The organism is Limnothrix sp. CMB-01, assembly GCF_055193175.1.
The window spans coordinates 3,926,510-3,943,355 of the sequence record NZ_CM143720.1 but is presented as its reverse complement, the minus strand read 5'-3'; the positions used below and the strand labels follow the sequence as shown (position 1 = coordinate 3,943,355).

10 protein-coding genes are annotated in these 16,846 nt (G+C 56.0%); 6 read left to right on the top strand and 4 right to left on the bottom strand.

Annotation, left to right across the window (positions count from 1 at the left end; genetic code table 11):
• The first annotated feature begins 678 nt into the window (after positions 1-678).
• Both ACZA91_RS16230 and ACZA91_RS16225 read left to right on the top strand, forming a co-directional pair.
• Entirely contained in the window at positions 679-1,980 is a 1,302-nt protein-coding gene (locus tag ACZA91_RS16230; RefSeq protein ID WP_463183423.1) for an AAA-like domain-containing protein, read from the top strand.
• A gap of 1 nt (position 1,981) precedes the next feature.
• Positions 1,982-5,665, top strand: a complete 3,684-nt coding sequence (locus ACZA91_RS16225; RefSeq protein ID WP_463183421.1) for a WD40 domain-containing protein — start codon at positions 1,982-1,984, stop codon at positions 5,663-5,665.
• 116 nt (positions 5,666-5,781) lie between these two features.
• Here the strand turns inward: ACZA91_RS16225 and ACZA91_RS16220 are convergent, their stop codons facing one another.
• Entirely contained in the window at positions 5,782-6,780 is a 999-nt protein-coding gene (locus ACZA91_RS16220; RefSeq protein WP_463183419.1) for a DUF2927 domain-containing protein, read from the bottom strand.
• 305 nt (positions 6,781-7,085) lie between these two features.
• Positions 7,086-7,676, bottom strand: coding sequence for a thioredoxin family protein (locus tag ACZA91_RS16215; protein ID WP_463183416.1), 591 nt, complete (start codon positions 7,674-7,676; stop codon positions 7,086-7,088).
• A 229-nt stretch (positions 7,677-7,905) separates the two neighbouring features.
• Here ACZA91_RS16215 and ACZA91_RS16210 point away from each other — a divergent pair, with 229 nt between their 5' ends.
• Entirely contained in the window at positions 7,906-10,491 is a 2,586-nt protein-coding gene (locus ACZA91_RS16210; RefSeq protein WP_463183414.1) for a CHAT domain-containing protein, read from the top strand.
• A 422-nt stretch (positions 10,492-10,913) separates the two neighbouring features.
• On the opposite strand, the gene ACZA91_RS16205 is transcribed toward ACZA91_RS16210, so the two are convergent.
• Together ACZA91_RS16205 and ACZA91_RS16200 are read right to left on the bottom strand one after the other, a co-directional pair.
• A complete protein-coding gene (locus ACZA91_RS16205) occupies positions 10,914-11,198 on the bottom strand; it encodes a DUF1816 domain-containing protein (protein WP_099533216.1) in 285 nt (94 codons plus the stop codon).
• A gap of 517 nt (positions 11,199-11,715) precedes the next feature.
• Entirely contained in the window at positions 11,716-13,185 is a 1,470-nt protein-coding gene (locus ACZA91_RS16200; RefSeq protein ID WP_099533214.1) for an isochorismate synthase, read from the bottom strand.
• Positions 13,186-13,474: 289 nt separating this feature from the next.
• Between ACZA91_RS16200 and menA the strand changes: the two genes are divergently transcribed.
• From menA to ACZA91_RS16185, 3 genes are read left to right on the top strand one after another with little or no spacing between them, the layout of a single operon-like run.
• Positions 13,475-14,413: a 2-carboxy-1,4-naphthoquinone phytyltransferase gene (menA, locus tag ACZA91_RS16195; RefSeq protein WP_463183411.1), complete on the top strand. Its 939-nt coding sequence runs from the start codon at positions 13,475-13,477 to the stop codon at positions 14,411-14,413.
• Positions 14,414-14,449: 36 nt separating this feature from the next.
• A complete protein-coding gene (locus ACZA91_RS16190; RefSeq protein ID WP_463183409.1) occupies positions 14,450-15,427 on the top strand; it encodes an o-succinylbenzoate synthase in 978 nt (325 codons plus the stop codon).
• Positions 15,409-16,842 carry an AMP-binding protein gene (locus ACZA91_RS16185; RefSeq protein ID WP_463183408.1) on the top strand — a complete coding sequence of 478 codons (1,434 nt, stop codon included), beginning with the start codon at positions 15,409-15,411 and terminating at the stop codon, positions 16,840-16,842. Before ACZA91_RS16190 ends, ACZA91_RS16185 begins: the two co-directional genes overlap by 19 nt.
• Positions 16,843-16,846: the final 4 nt, after the last annotated feature.

Genomic DNA, 16,846 nt, shown 5'->3' with positions numbered 1-16,846 from the left:
CCCCCATCTTAGCTCAGTCCTCAGAAAATGAGAGGAATAACGGGAGCAAGGTCAAGATTACCAAAAACCTATGTTGTATCAAAATATGCAAAGCGTCAAAATCATGGGCAGCCAAAACCTAGGTTGGCCTTTGCCATGGTGATTTGTTATGGTGAATCCTGCAAAGCGTCTTCATGATTTTAAGAGGATGTCTGGGAAGTCAAAATTGATACATTATGGGTCTTCCCAAGCAGCAAAGATCAGGAGTCTAAGTTTCTTGATCCCATGCCTGTTACTGCTTAGTTAGCGCTCCAATTCACTGCTCAGACATCCTCTAAAAACACAATTTTGTGCATCATCGTTCGTTGAAATTAAGTAGCTAAAACAGATGAAAACTGCTCAAGAACAAATTCAATCATTTGCAAGATTGGATATTTATGATCAGAATTAATTCTAGACAAGTTCAGCTTGCTTGACATCTAAACATCGCAACTTAAGGTCACAACTTAAGCTCAAAGGAGCTGAAATGGACAAATTCTATAGTATTTTCGACTTAAGTATCCATTGAGATCATCTATTTTCACAGGCGATCGCCCTGTTTCAAGGCAGCGATCGCAGCAGAATTCCCCGAAGTTAGTTGTAAGGTTTGGGGGCTGAATGGCCGAAATTCCAAAAGTCTGTAAACGATATCGCGGCGTTATGTTAAGTCCTCAAGGTTGGCAACGCTTGCAGTCCGCAGAGCAAATTTCTGCAACCCAACAAAACCAGGGAAAGCCCTACACCTTAGAACAGCTCAGTTGCTTCACTCAATTGAGTCCTAATACCTTAACGAAGGTGCGCCGTCGCGAAAAATTAGTGGATTTTCAATCACTCCTTCTCTATTTTCAGGCTTTTGGTTTAGATCTCAGCGAGGGAGACTATTTAACTTCTATGCAAGTTCGCAATCTTGAACGCACCAAAAAATCAACTGATTGGGCAACGCAAGTGGCTCCACCCCGGGGGCAGTTACCGATCGACTCTCCGTTTTATATTCATCGACCCCCCCTCGAAAGTCTTTGTATTGAAGAGGTGGTTCAGCCGGGATCACTGGTGCGAATCAAGGCTCCTCGGCAATATGGCAAAACATCCCTAATAGCACGTACCCTGAGCGAAGTTCAGCAGCGAGGATTTCGGACAGCAGTTGTGAATTTACAGGGAGCCGATCGGCAAGTTTTAGGAGACTTAGACTGGTTTTTAAAGTGGTTTTGCGCCAGTGCAGCCAAAAGCTTAGGGCTAGCCGATCGCCTGGCGGATCAGTGGGATCCGATGTTTGGGGTGAGTTATGCTTGCTCAGAATATTTTGAAAACTATCTATTGGCGGAATCGGATGCGCCATTACTCTTAGTTTTAGACGAGCTAGATCGGCTTTTTGGGTATCCCGAATTAGCGACGGATTTTTTCGGGTTATTGCGATCTTGGTATGAGCAGGGGCGCTATGGTTTGGAAAATCGAACTATTTGGCATAAATTACACATTGCAATTATCCACTCCACGGAAGTTTGGTTGCCCTTAAGTCTCAATCAATCGCCGTTTAATGTGGGACTGTTGTTGGAGCTGCCCGCATTCACCTGTGAACAGGTGGTGACCCTTGCCCAAAGATATCAACTAACAGCGGCCAAAGAATATGGCCATGCCATTTTTACGTTTTTAGGGGGGAATCCTTTCCTATCTCAAATTGGCTTATTTTATTTGGCGCATCAAAAACTTTCCCTGGCGGATTTGCCGCAACAGGCAACGAATCCCGATAGCGTTTTTAGTAGTTACTTGCGCCGCTTGCTGAAGCTGCTGGAACAACAGGAACTCCTAGAAACTATTCAGCAGGTGGTGCGATCGCCCAAGGGGTTAGAGCTGCCCCACACGCAGGCCTTTCGACTCCAGGGATTAGGGTTGGTTACTTTTGATCAGCGCTTGGCGTTTCCCAGTTGTGAACTGTTTCGACAGTTTTTCCTGACTCTTTCATGACATGATCAACCCCGCCTCTCCTTCGGATTTTGTCTACCAGGTGGGGGGCAGTGTACCGCCCCGATCGCAGGCTTACGTGAAGCGCCAAGCGGACGACTACCTCTTGCAAGCCCTGCTGGCGGGCGAGTTTTGCTATGTGTTCAATGCGCGGCAGATGGGCAAGTCGAGCCTGCGGTTGCGCACCATGATGCAACTGCAACAACAGGGCGTTAGTTGCGCGGCGATCGACCTGACGGCGATCGGGTCGCAAAAAATTGAAATTGAACAGTGGTACGCGGCGATCGCAGCCATGCTGAGTAAACCCCTGCCGTTGCCCTTTGATTTGCGGTCTTGGTGGAAGGAATATGCCTATTTACCTCCGGCGGCTCGTTTGGGGGAATTTATTGATGCAATTTTGCGATCGGGCATTACAAACCGCCTAGTTATTTTAATTGATGAAATTGATACGATTCTGAATTTAAAATTTCCCACGGATGATTTTTTTGCCCTAATTCGCACCTGCTACAACCGCCGCGCGGAGTTGGATCTTTATCAAGGATTAACCTTTGCCCTGTTTGGAGTCACCACCCCCGGCGAGCTAATTTCTGATAAAAGTCGAACACCCTTTAACATTGGCCAAGCAATTCAATTAACAGGGTTTCAGCACTCAGAAGTTAGCAGTTTGGCGGCGGGGTTGGTGAATGTGGTTCCGCAGCCAGAGCGGGTACTTTGGGAAATTTTGCGTTGGACCAATGGGCAACCATTTTTGGTGCAAAAAATTTGTGCGTTGGTGTTGCGATCGCGCCAATTATCAGCGGCCATGCCCACCGCAGCGGTTGACCAAACTACCGATCGCGCGGCCGATCGCACGGCCGATCGCGTGGCTGACCTATCCGCCGATGCCAATCTGCCTGCCCAGTTTTCGCCCAGGGCTTTTGTTGATCGGCTGATTCAAAGCCAAATCCTGAACCATTGGGAAGCCTCCGATGAACCGGAGCACTTGAAAACCATCCGCGATCGACTGCTGTATGACGAGCGATCGGCCGGGCGACGGCTGATGCTCTATCGCCAAATTTGCCGTGCCGAACTGAGCGCCGATCCACCGCCCCACCCACCGGGCCAAGCCACCGTGCCCCTGGTGCAGGCGGATGGGTCTGCGGCCCAAACGGAATTGCTGTTGGCGGGAATTGTGGAAAAACGGGATGGCTACCTGCGGGTTAAATGTCGCATTTACCGGGAAGTCTTTAACCTGGCCTGGGTCGATCGACAGTTAGACGACCTGCGCCCCTATGCCGCTTGGCTGAATGCTTGGGTGGAATCCAACTACCGCGATGCGTCCTATCTGTTGCGGGGCAATCCGTTGCGGGAAGCCTTGGATTGGATGCAAAAGCGCAGTCTCGATGATTTGGACTATCGCTACTTGGCCGCTAGCCAGGAACTGGAGCAACTGGAAATTCAGCGACAACTGGAACTCGATCGCCTGCGGGAGGCCGAAGCCCGTTTGGAAATTGAGCAACGCAGCGTCCAGCGCCAACGCCAACTGCTCGTGGCCCTGAGCATTACCCTCGCCGCTTCCTTGGTTTCCGGTGGCATCACCCTGTACGCCTACCAGCAGGCCGCCATCAGCGACGTGCGATCGACCATTGCCGCCTCCCGAGGGAGTTTTGCCTCTGATCAACGACTGGATGCCCTGTTGCAAGCTTTGCAAGCACGCGATCGCTTCCAACAATTGCGCCTTGTGCCGGCCCAAACTCGTCAAGAACTGAAGCAACGCACCCAAAGCGTTTTGGAGCAGGCGGTTTATGGCGAAAACGAGAAAAATCAGCGCTTTGCTCACCCCGGCGGTGCATTGGCCGCGGAATTTAGCCCCGATGGTCAATCGATCGTGACCACTGGCACCGATCGCACCGCCAAGGTGTGGCGCTCAAACGGCTCGTTGGTTCATACCTTGGAGCACAGTTCCTTGGTTTACGATGCCACCTTCAGCCCCGACAATCAAAAGCTGCTGACCGCCTCCCTTGACGGCAATTTGCACATTTGGGATCGCAACTCCGGTCGGTTGCTCAAGAAATTCACCGCCCATCAAGGGGGAATCTGGTCCGTGGACTGGAGCCAAGATGGGCAATGGATTGTTTCCGGCAGCAGCGACCTGACCGCCAAAATTTGGTCAGCCACCACAGGCAACCTGAAAACCACCTTGCGGGGCCACAAATCCACCGTTTGGTCCGTGGCCTTTCACCCCAACAGCCAACGGGTAATCTCCACCGGCATTGATGGGCAAATGATCCTTTGGTCGATCGCGGGGCAACGCCAACGCCAATTCAACGCCGGAGCCAGCGCCGTTTGGGATGCCACTTTCAGCCCCGATGGCAACTTGATCCTCTCGGCCCACGCAGACAATCAATTACGGCTGTGGCGGGCCGATGGCACACCGGTACGCACCATTTTGCGCCATGAGGCAGCGGTGATTAATGTGGCATTCAGCGCCGATGGCCAACGGTTTGCCTCCGCTTCGGCCGATCGCACCGTGCGCCTGTGGGAAACAGCCACCGGTCGCCTGCTGCGGATCTATCCGGGTCATGCGGCCACCATCCGCGGCCTTTCCTTCAACAGGGACGGCAAAACCCTGGCCTCCGTCAGCGAAGATGGCTTTTTGCGGTTTTGGGCCACCGAAAACGCCTTTTTTGAGCAATTGCAAGACCACCCCACCACCGTTTGGCGGGTAAATTATGCCGCCAAGTCTTCTCCCCTGTGGCCACAAGTGACCACCATCACCGCCAGCGATGTGCGTTTTTGGCAACGGAACGGGCGGCCGGTGCGGGAGTTCACCAATCTCAGCGAGGGAGAGCTATACAGCCTGGCCCTGCACCCCACTCAGCCGCAGTTTGTGGCGGGGGATGCCAACGGCAAGCTGACTTGGGTGGATGTGACCACCGATCGCCGCCAATCCATGACCGGCAGCCAGTCCCCGATCCATGGCGTGGCCTTCAGTCCCGATGGGCGCTATTTGGCAGCGGTGGGCGACGATTTGCACTTCAACCTTTGGCGGCATGAGAACAATGGGCGCTATGTGCAGTTGCAACGGTTCCCGGCCCACAAAGCCCGCATTTGGGATGTGGCTTTCAGTCCCGATGGTTCCTATGTGGCCACCTCCAGCACCGATAGCACCGTGAAACTTTGGACTTGGGCCGATCGCGCTCGCAGCCGACTTCAGGAACAACCGGCCCAAGTGCTGAAGGGCACGGGCAGCGGCATTTGGGGCTTGGCGATTCGGGCCGACAGTGAACAGATCGCCGCCGCCAGCCGCAACCAAGAGGTGCGGATTTGGAACCGACGGGGCGAGCTGCTGCGCCAAATTCCCACCCAAGGTGATAGTGGTCTGACGCGGGTTGCTTGGAGTCCCGATGGGCAGTTGCTGGCGATCGCGAAAAACAACAGCGCGATCGAACTGCGATCGCCCGAAGGCAAGCTGATCACCACCCTCAGCGGCCATAGCTCGATCGTCAGCAGCGTGTCTTTTAGTCCCGATGGGCAACAGCTCGCTTCCGGTAGCGAAGATCGAACGGCGGCTCTTTGGAATTTGTCCCAAGTGCGATCGCTCAATTTTGTGGAATATGGCTGTCGATGGGTTGCCGATCGCTTGCAACATGGGGCACAGGATTTTGATTTACCCCTATGTCGGCCTTATCTCGACATAAAAAAATGAGAAGCAAACGCAAAAAAGCAAACACAAGAAAGCAAACACAAGAAAGCAAACACAAGAAATCAAACACAAGAAAGCAAACACAAGAAAGCAAACACAAGAAATCAACTAGACCGCCTCTAGCGGAAAAGTTGGCGAATTTGTTCACGGGTTTGACCACTGCGCACCCGGCGATCGTAAAGCATTTGAATTAAATCCCGATCGAGCGGTGAAAAATCCTGTGTTTCCGTCCAACCTTGATAAAACGTACTGTCGCGATAGGTTTCCGCATCGTTCATCAAGCCTAAAGATTGGGTCAGTTCTTCGCGAATCAGGTGCGATCGCTCCCGTTGAGTCACCCCCGTGGTGCTAATTAAAATTTGGGCCCGTTGAATTTCTAAATTGCCCGTCCACCAAACCCGAAAAAATCCTAAATTGCGGGGCACATAGTGGGGATCGTATTTTGGGAAATTCGCTTCTGGTACAAAGTAAATGACAACATTGGGATTTTGGGTGGTGAAGCGAATCCGAATTGCACTGCCCAATAATTGATTGAGATCACTCACAATTTGATCGAGCGTTTCCCGATCGGTCGCCGTCGGTTCACCTCGCACCGCCAACCGCAGATCGCTCGCCCACTTGCGAATGTAGTTTGTATCAGGATTATTGGAAAATTCGTTTCCAAATGCCACTTCCATGAAGTAGTCCAAAGCGGCCCGAGAATAGCGCCGATCGCTCGATCGGCGCGTGCTCATGAGCCACTGAGCAAGCGGTTGATGGGGTTGGTTCTTGAGATATTGCTGATTGTTGGGTTGATTATTGGGTCGATTGTTGGGTTGATCATTAATTTGATCGCCCAATCGGCCAATAAATCGGCCAATAAACTGATCAGCAAACTGGTCATTAAGCGGATTACCAATGAGCTGATTACTCGCCAAGGCCGATCGCCCCGAAACCGGATCGACGGTTGTGCGGCCCCAAGAACCCACCCCCCACAACAACATCACCAACCCGATCGCCCCCCATAGGGTATTTCGGGGGATTGATCGACTCGTTGATCGACGCTTGGGTTGAATCTTGGATCGACTCTTGGATCCACTCTTGGATTGACTCTTGCGAGAACGGGGACGATCGCTCATAGCTGTTGGCTAACTTCTTGTGCCCATTATTGAGACCTAGATTGCAACCCAGGCCGAGACCCAAACGCATGGCGGCGGCAGCATCCACTGGCTTCAACTTAACGAAATTGTCGTTCTAGCGACTCTCGGGTTGCCCTCACCCCAACCCCTCTCCCAGAGCGGGAGAGGGGCTATTCTGACTCCCCTTCTCCCGACTTGGGAGAAGGGGCTGGGGGATGAGGGAATCAGCCATTTTCGCGGTTAAAACAGCTTAAGTTGAAGCGAATGGCAGCATCCGACCAACCGGCAATCCCCAAAACCGCCCCCTAAACTGCACTGAGACCAAAATAGGTCGGCTCATTGCCGGGTTTCCACTTGATGTTGCAACCCAAGCTGGGAATTTGGGGTTCCGGAACCGGTTCCCCCGCCCAAACGGCCGCCAACGCAGCCCGCAAATCTGCCCCATCATTGGGTTCTGGGTTGCCGGGACGGCTGCGATCGAGCTGGCCACGATAGACCAAAGCGCGATCGCGATTAAACACAAAGAAATCTGGGGTGCAGGCGGCCGAGTAGGCCTGGGCCACCGCCTGAGTTTCGTCATAGCACAGGGGGAAGTTGAATCCGCAGTCCCGGGCCCAGTCCGCCAGCCGATCGGGCGCATCATCGGGATAGGCCACCGCATCGTTAGCGCTGATGGCAATGATCCCGGCGCGATCGCCCCAATCTCGACCCAACCGGGCCAACTCCGCCTGAATATGCTTGACATAGGGACAATGGCGGCAAAGAAACATCACCAACAGCAACGGGCGATCGGCCACCGTTGCCAGGGAAATGGTCTCGCCCGTGGTCACCTCCGGCAGGGCAAAATCTGGAGCCAGAGTACCCAATTCCAACATCATTGAAGCGGTTAGCACCATAACGGCTTAGTCTCCTGAAATAGGCAATTGATTAACCAGCTTGGGTTAACCCGCTTGGGTTAACCAGCTTGGGTTAACCGGCTTGAGTTAACCGGCTTGGGTTAACCGGCTTTGGTCAACCAGCGAACGAAGAGGGGACGAAGCCTAGAATAATAGGCGCTTCATCCAGTCCCAAGAAATTGCCCGATCGCCAACCATCATTTCCACTCCCCTACCTCAGGATCGCCTCATGTCCTTTCGCGTGCTCTCGCAAGTTTGGCCCTGGTTGAGAGTTTGGTTGGGATTCACGATCGCCCTCGGCCCAGTCTGGATCGGCGGCCCAGCGCTGACCGACGTGGTTCCGGCTGATGACGGATTGGGAACCCTTGTGGATCGCCCCAATGATCAACAGTTCAACATCACGGGTGGCAGTCGATCGAGCAGTGGAACCAACCTCTTCCATGGGTTTGAGCAATTTGACCTGGAACCGGGCGACAGAGCCACCTTCATCATCGATCCCAGCATCCAGAACATCTTTGGCCGCATTACCAGTGGCGATCCCTCGGTGATTGATGGTCTGGTGCAAATGAGCGGCGGTTCCGCCAATCTTTATCTTTTGAACCCGGCGGGCATCGTCTTTGGCAGCACGGCCCAAGTGAACGTACCCGGCAGCTTTTATGCCACCAGCGCCAACGCTGTGCAATTTGGTCTCCAGTGGTTCAACGTCTTTGAGAGCAATGACTTGCGGGGATTGAACGGCACGCCCACGGCCTTTGCCTTTTCGCCGTTCCTGGCCGGGTCGATCGTTCACGATGGAACCATTCAAGCGAATCAACAGGTGGCTCTCCTGGGGGGAACCGTGCTTTCTACGGGATCGATCGCCTCAGGGGCCAACGCCGTCACGGTGGCCGCCGTGGAGGGCGATCGGGTGGTGCGCATCCAAGCGATCGGCAACATCCTCAGCTTCGACATTGGCATCCCTGGCCTCAGCAGCCCCAACAACAGCCCCATTCGGCCCGCTGATACGGGATTCTTTGCACCCCTCACCCTACCGGAACTGCTGAGCGGCCCCGCTGAAAACGTCGCCACCAGCATTGCTGTGGGGGACGATGGAACTGTGCAACTCACCCGCACTGGCGCAACGGTGACTCTGGAGCCGGGCGCGGCCTTGGTGACGGGGCCGGTTAATGGCCAAGAGGGGGGCACGGGTTTGCAAGTGTTGCGCGATCAATCGCCGTTCCCTTTGCTGCCAAGCGTTCCCAATCGCCCCGGATCTCTCGAGGAACTGGGCGATCGGCTACCCCCTAACAACGCCCAAGATATTGCCAGCGACTTTGAAACTGGAAAGTTTGACCCGCCCGGCCTGCAAGGGGAGTTTGGCGATCGGGACTTTGGCCCCATTGGCCCGGGGGGAGAGGGAAATCTAGCCTTTGATCCAGGGGAGTTGGGCCCCGATCACCCTCCGGGGCCCGATGGTGAATTTGGCCCAGACCCTAGAGAGTTGGGGCCCGATGGTGAATTTGGCCCCGGTGAACTGGGCCCCGAAAGTCTCGCCATGCTGGCTGACATTGAGGCCAGTGATTTAGCCCTGGATGCCAGCCTAGGCGACACCTTCTTGGAAGGAAACTTTGACCTAGGCCTGGATCAACTGGAAAACACCTGGACGCAGCAAATTGAGACCTATTTGGGTAGTTCAATCTCCAACAACCCCGTCAGCAGTGCCTCTTTACGGGAACTGTTGAGCGACATTCGACAACAGACCAACAGCCAAACTGCCTTGATCTACGTGATGTTGCAGGAACAACAAACGGATCTGGTGGTGATTACCAGCAGCGGGGAACCGATCTACCGACGATCGGGCGTGGGCCGGGCCGAAGTGTTGGCCGCCGCCGATCGCCTGCGCCAAGCGATCACCAATCCTGTGTTGCGCCGGGGCAACGCCTACCGCACGGCAGCAGAACAGCTCGATCGCTGGCTGATCGCCCCGATCGCCCCAGAACTGGCCGCCCAAAAGATCGATACCCTGCTGATCTCCCCCGATGTGGGCCTGCGATCGCTCCCCTGGGCCGCCCTGCATGATGGTCAGCAATTTTTGGTGCAGCGGTTTGCCTTAGGCATGACCCCCAGCGTTAACCTAACCGATGCCCGCTACGTCAGCCTTCGAAATGCGCCCATTTTGGCCATGGGAGCTTCCGAATTTCCAACGGGGTTAAATCCCCTGCCTGCCGTACCCATGGAACTGCAAACCATTGCCCAGGAACGGGCCCAAACCACCACCTTCTTGAACGAAGCCTTCACGATCGCCAACCTGCAAACCCAGCGCCAACGGCAACCGGCCCCCATTTTGCACCTGGCCACCCACGGTGAATTCAAACCCGGCCAACCGGTGAATTCCTACATTCAGTTCTGGAATCAGGAGCGCCTGACGCTCGATCGACTGCGGGAACTGAGTTTGAACAATCCCCCCGTGGAGTTGCTGGTACTGAGTGCCTGTCGCACGGCCGTGGGTGATGCGAATGCGGAGTTGGGGTTTGCAGGGCTAGCCGTACAGGCGGGTGTGAAATCTGCCCTCGCCAGTCTTTGGTATGTGAGTGATGAAGGAACCCTAGCCCTCATGAGCGAGTTTTATCGACAACTCTCGATCGCCCCCACCAAGTCCCAAGCCCTGCGTCAGGCCCAAATGGCCATGATTGAAGGACGAGTCCGCGTTGAAGGGAGCGGCCTCACATCCAGCGCCCGGGGGCCGATCCCGTTGCCGTCGCTGCCCGACAATTCCGGCTCCCTGGCTCATCCCTACTACTGGGCTGCCTTCGTGGCGATCGGCAGTCCTTGGTAAGCCAGATTGGCAAAACAAACTGAATGGAACGAGAAACTTAGGGCTGAAACTTAGGGCTGCAAGGCAGACCACAAGGCAAGTTAACGGAGCAGCAAGCTGACGGGCTTAACGGTCTTCTGGGCAAAAACTCGTCATCGCACTAGTCTATGGATCCAGGTTGCTGGGGATTGAAATTGAAGGGGATTGAAATTGAAAATGAACTCCTAACCCATGGCCCAGGCAAACAACCGAAGCTGTTTGCCTAGAGCCGAAATTCCGCCCATTGATGGCGGGAAGGATGTTAACGTCATCCCTCAATTCAGAGTCAAATTGAGTAGCCAGGTCGCTCGATTCTTCACCTCCCGATCGCCCGTTGGGATCATCCCCATCACCGAGGGCTGCCGGGCGATCGCACGAGGAGTTTTCCGAGAATCGCAGGGGCCCTAAGCCTGGCTACTGACCATCGAGAAAGGGCGATCGCTCGGGGCCGCCTCCTCTGCTTCATCGAAAATGGTCAAATCCGTGGGTTTGCAGCGGGCTACCTTCACCGCAATGCCCTGTGCTCCTTCGATTTCCAAATCTTCCACATAACCGGCCACCGATGCTTTGGCTGTGGACTCCAAGCTAAAGGGACCAAAGTAGTAGGTGCACCGAGGAACCTGGGTCGTGATTTCGACCCAATAGGCTAGGCCCAGGGCATTCATTAAACGGGCAGAGAAGTCTTTCATAGGCGCTGTGGCTTGCGGGCGCTATTCAAAGTCAATTGCTATGGATATACGGGAAAGACGCGGACTGCAACAGACGACACTCCGGTCAGTGTGGAGGAATGTGGCTTTGAGGAAAGCGCAATAGGATACAGAATCACGCTCGATGGGGGCAGTCACATCGAAACGGTTGGTCTCTCGATCGAGATCTTTACACTTCGTTATACTCTGCTTAGCCCATTTTTCCAAGCACTGTCCGAAGGAAAGTTATGGCGATTCGTCAAGGAAATGGGGATCAGTAAGGACTGGAGGGCGATCCCGGCTGATCCGGTGATGACTCCGGTTGCTAAGCTCCTGCAGCGTAGCAAAGATTTTTGGTACTGATCAAAAACTGGGTTTGGCGCTTCGTCCTTCTTGATTAGGTTAAAGGCTGAGTTAGAGGCTGGGTTGAAGCGGGATCCATGGGGGGCGATCGCCCGGATGTCCGGTGGCGCTGGGTAATTGGATCCACAAACTTGCAACCTCTGAGCGTGGCCAATGGTTAAATTAAGGCGGCCCAGAGGGCTTGGAGCTTGAGTTGAATTTCGGCTAGCTCGCGCTCGGGGTCGGATCCGGCCACAATGCCCGCGCCCGCAAACAGCCGGGCCCGATCGCCCTGGATTAGGGCCGATCGAATCCCCACCGCAAATTCCGCATTCCCCATCGGATCGAGCCAACCGATCGCCCCGGTATAGAGCGATCGCTCAAAGGGTTCGTAGCGATCAATGGCGGCAATGGCGGCCGATCGGGACAAACCCGCCACGGCCGGGGTGGGGTGCAAGGCCGCCACCACATCCAATGGATCCACATTGCGCGGCAGCCGGCCACAGATTGGCGTTTGCAGGTGTTGAATATTGCTCAATTTGCGCAGGCCAGGCTTGACGGCCACCTTGGGATGGGCCCCCAACTGGGCGAGGCGATCGGCAATGAAGTCCGCCACCAATCGGTGTTCGTGCAGTTCCTTGGGGTTGTTGAGCAGGCGATCGCCCCAGGCTCGATCGAGTTCCGGCGTGGTGCCGCGCGGAGCCGACCCGGCCAGGGCTTCCGTGGCAATCCGGCCGTGATCAATGGCCACCAAGCATTCAGGGCTGGCTCCCAAGAAGGTTTGCCCCCGATCGTTCCCCACCGCAAAGGTGTAGCAACCGGGGTGACGGTGGCGCAGGTTATGGAGCAACAGGGCCGGATCCAAGGGTTCCGGGGCTTGCCAGTCGATCGCCCGGGCCAGCACCACCTTGCAAAACTGCCGATCAGCAATATCTTTCAGGGCCGATCGAGCCGCCGCCAAAAAGGCCGGATCATCCGGCGCGGCCAGCTCCCACCCACCGGACTGGTAACGGGCTGTCCTGGCAGTCAAGCTGGTGCTGCTGCTGCGCCACTGCAACAGTCGATCGAGTGGTTGCCACAGTTCCCCACAGAGCTGATCCAAATCGGTGCAACCATCCACCCAAGCATTGGCCGTAAATGTGGTGATGGGGCCCTGGGCGGTGGTGCGGCGAACCACTTGCCAGCGGGGTAAAAAAATCAACGCCTCCCCAAAGGGACTGCCCAGGTCGCGCGGTTCATCAAGGAAGGGAAACGCACAAAGCAGCGAGGGAATCGATCGGGTCGAGGCCGGGCGATCGCCCTCGGCCATGCCATAGGCCCGCTCGCTCGCACGCAACAGGCCATGAATCTTTCGAGCAAAGGCCTTGGTTTTTGTGAATCGATCGCTCCCGGCCACCGCCAAGGCCACCGTGCGATCAAAGGCAGCAATTGCCGATCGACGATCGGGTTTTTCAAAATAAAAACTGAGGCAATCCGCCTGGGAAAACTCAGCAAAAACTTCCAGGGGATCGAGCGCCGGAATTTCAAAAGTTAAACGCACAATTTGCGATCGAAACGATCGCAAGAACTCGTCCCGAGCTGCCTCAAGTATGCAATAGAGGCGCGTTGGTGAGAGCAAATCTGTTTGCTGACCCAGTGCGCTTAACATTAGAATTCAGATTTGATTAAAGGCTGTAAAAAAAATTAATTATCGTCCGAACTGCCGCAATGCTTCGACTACTGGTTATCTTAATCGAGTTTCCTCAATAATACCCGCCCCCTAAGGCGCATCTGGTAAATTTGGCATGATTCAGCAGTCACCCGATCGCTCTGCCTGATCGCTCTGCCTGAACCACGCCTGAATCCTGCCTGAACCCCCTTGGGCATTGGTGAGGCCGCTCTGGGCCTGTCGGCTGCCCAAGCCACCATCTACCACCGTTGACTGTCGTGATCGCCCTATGACTGCTCCCAGTCTTTCTGCCCCACCCAACAGCCCGCCCGAAGCGCCCTCCCGCCGTCAACTTTGGAAGGCGGCGATTAAACTGCCCATGTATACCGTGGCAGTGATGCCGATTCTGTTGGGATCCGCCATCGCCGCCTTTGAAACCAAACGGCTGAATGGGGGAATTTTGGCCCTGTTTTTAGGGGCGGCCATTGCCATTATTGCTTGGTTGAATCTAACCAATGATGTGTTTGATTCTGATACGGGCATTGATGTGAATAAAGCCCATTCCGTGGTGAATTTAACCGGTAACCGATCGCTGGTTTTTGCGATCGCCAATCTATTTCTAGTGGCCGGAATTGCATCCATTGGGACGATCGCTTGGCTCCAACAGGATTGGACGGTTTTGGCAATCATTTTAGCCAGTTGTGTTTTGGGCTATAGCTATCAAGGGCCGCCCTTTCGCTTTGGCTATTTAGGGTTGGGAGAACCCATCTGTTTTGTCACCTTTGGGCCCATGGCCCTGGCCGCTGCTTACTATAGCCAAACCCAAAGTTGGTCGCTGTTGAATTGGGGCGCGTCCGTCTTTATGGGCATCACCACCAGCCTCATTTTGTTCTGTTCCCATTTCCATCAGGTGGCGGATGATTTGCGGGCGGGCAAACGATCGCCCGTGGCCCGGCTGGGCACGGCTCGATCAGCCGCCCTGCTGCCCTGGTTTTGTGGCACAGCCTTTGGAGTGGTGGTGGCGGGAGTTCTGTGGGGGGCTTTCCCCCTTTGGACGTTGCTCACGGGTTTGAGCCTGCCGATCGCCCTGCATTTGTGTCGGCATGTGGGGCAACACCACGACCAGCCCGATCGGGTCAGCAACAGCAAATTCATCGCCGTCAAATTTCATTTTTGGAGCGGTTTAGCCCTCAGTGGCGGTTTTCTGTTGGGGGCTTGGTTACAGTAGTGGCCAACCCCCCGGCCTAAAATCAGGAGGAAACTGGTGCGATCGAATCGCTTGAATGTGCAATTTCGATACTACGAACGCAACTTTGTGCGTCCGTTACAAACCAGCTATGGCAGTTGGGCCAAGCGCGAAGGAATTGTGGTGCGGCTGCGAGATGAAGCCGATCGATTCGGTTGGGGAGAAATCGCACCCTTGCCTTGGTTTGGCACTGAAACCCTGGAGCAGGCGATCGCCTTTTTACGATCGCTGGATGGGGAAATTTCACCGGCTCAACTGTGGCAAATTCCAGACACTTTGCCCTGTTGTCAATTTGCCCTGGAATCGGCCTTCAAAAGCCTGGCTAACGATCGGGAACCGGCCCCCTTTACCCTCCCGCCCGATCGCTTGGCGGCCCTGTTACCGGCCGGTGAACGGGTGTTGAGCAGTTGGCAAACTCCCTGGACAGCCGGCCATCGCACCTTCAAGTGGAAAATTGGCGTTTTTGCCAGCGAATTGGAATGGGGCTGGTTTGCGCAATTGTTGGGGAACCTGCCGCCGGAGGGCCGGTTGCGACTGGATGCCAACGGGGCACTCACGGAGGCCGCCTGTCGCGGCTGGCTGGAACGGTGCGACGGAGCGGGCGATCGGGTGGAATTTTTGGAACAGCCCCTGGCCCAGGTGGCTCCCATGCAGGCGATCGCCCCCCACTTCCGCACCCCGATCGCCCTTGATGAATCGGTGACCCAGTTCAAACACCTGCAAGCCGCCGTCCAAGGGGGCTGGCGCGGTTTGTTTGTCCTGAAACCCAGCATTGCCGGATTTCCCAGCCGCCTCCAGGCCACCATTCAAACCCGCGGCCTCGATTGCGTATTTTCTTCGGTGTTTGAAAGTTTTGTGGGCCAAGGGGCTGCGCTGCGGTTGGCGGAAGTGGGGGCGCGGCCTGGGGGCGCAAGGGCCTTGGGCTTTGGGGTGGGCAGTTGGCTGGATCCCTTGCCCCCTCGCTGGTTGGAAGGCCTATGGAACCGGCGATCCTAACGCCCGATTTGGCCTGGGCCGTGCCCGATCGCTGGCTGGCCACATTGCGCGATCGAACGGCGGCCGGCTGGCTGTGGGGCATTGAGGCCGAGGCGCTGCTGTGGGCCACGGAGGAACGAGCGGCGGCCCTGGCGCGATCGGGCTGCGGGGGAACTCAACGGCGAATTTTGCTGTTGGAATCGGAGCCATTGCCCTTTTTGGCGGGATTTTTCGCGGCCGTTGCCCAAGGCTGCTCCGTTTTTTTAGGTAATGCCCAATGGAGCGCCGCTGAACGAACCCAAGTGCTGACTTGGTTGCAGCCCGATCGACTCTGGGAAAACCAAGGCGAAACCATCCTAGACAAGCCCCCGGGCGGTCGTGCTCCCTTGCCCCCGACGGCGGAACCTTGGATTGGGCTACCCACGGGCGGCACATCGGGCCAAATCCGCTTTGCACTGCACCAACCCCGATCGCTGGCCGCTTCCGTGGCCGGCTTTTGCGCTTATTTTGCGGAAGATTGGCCCGGCCCCCAAACCCACAGCACCCTTTGCACCTTGCCCCTGTGCCATGCCAGCGGGTTAATGCAGGTCTTGCGTTGCTTTTGGGGCGGCGGCCGGCTAGCCCTGGCCCCGATCGCCCAAGGATTGCGTTTGAGGTCGATCGGGTTTTTGTCCCTGGTTCCCACCCAGCTCCTGCGGCTGCTGGGGCCAGAAACCCCGTGGCTCCAGCAATTTCGCGTGATTCTGTTGGGGGGCGCGCCCGCTTGGCCGGCCCTGTTGGATCAAGCCCAAGCGGTGGGGGTGCGGCTGGCTCCCACCTATGGCTCCACGGAAACCGCCTCCCAGGTAGCCACCCTGCGGCCCGCTGAATTTCTGGCCGGGGCCCGAGGGGCGGGACAGGTGTTGCCCCATGCGACAGTGGCGATCGAGTCAGACTGGGCCCACGATTCCCTTGGGAACAGCTCAACCCTTGGCCGAGTGGCAATCGCGGGGAATTCCTTGGCGGCCGGCTATCTGAGCGCCCCAGGGTTTACCCCTCTGGACACCACCGCCACGGGGCAATTCCTGACGGATGATCTGGGCTATTTTGACGGGGCCCAACGGCTGCATTTGGTGGGCCGCGCCAGCCACAAAATTATCACCGGGGGCGAAAATGTCTATCCCGCTGAGGTGGAAGCGGCCCTTTGGGAGACGGGATGGGTGGTTGATGTGGTGGTGGTGGGGTTGCCCGATCGGGAATGGGGACAGGCGATCGGGGCGGCCTATGTGCCGGTGAGCGCCATGATCACGCCCGACCAACTGCGATCGGCCTTGGGCGATCGGCTCAGTCGCTACAAAATTCCCAAACGCTGGCTACCCCTAACCCAGATTCCCCGCAACGCCCAAGGCAAGGTCGATCGGCTGGCCTTAGCCGCACAGTTTCGCCCATTCGGTTAAACCA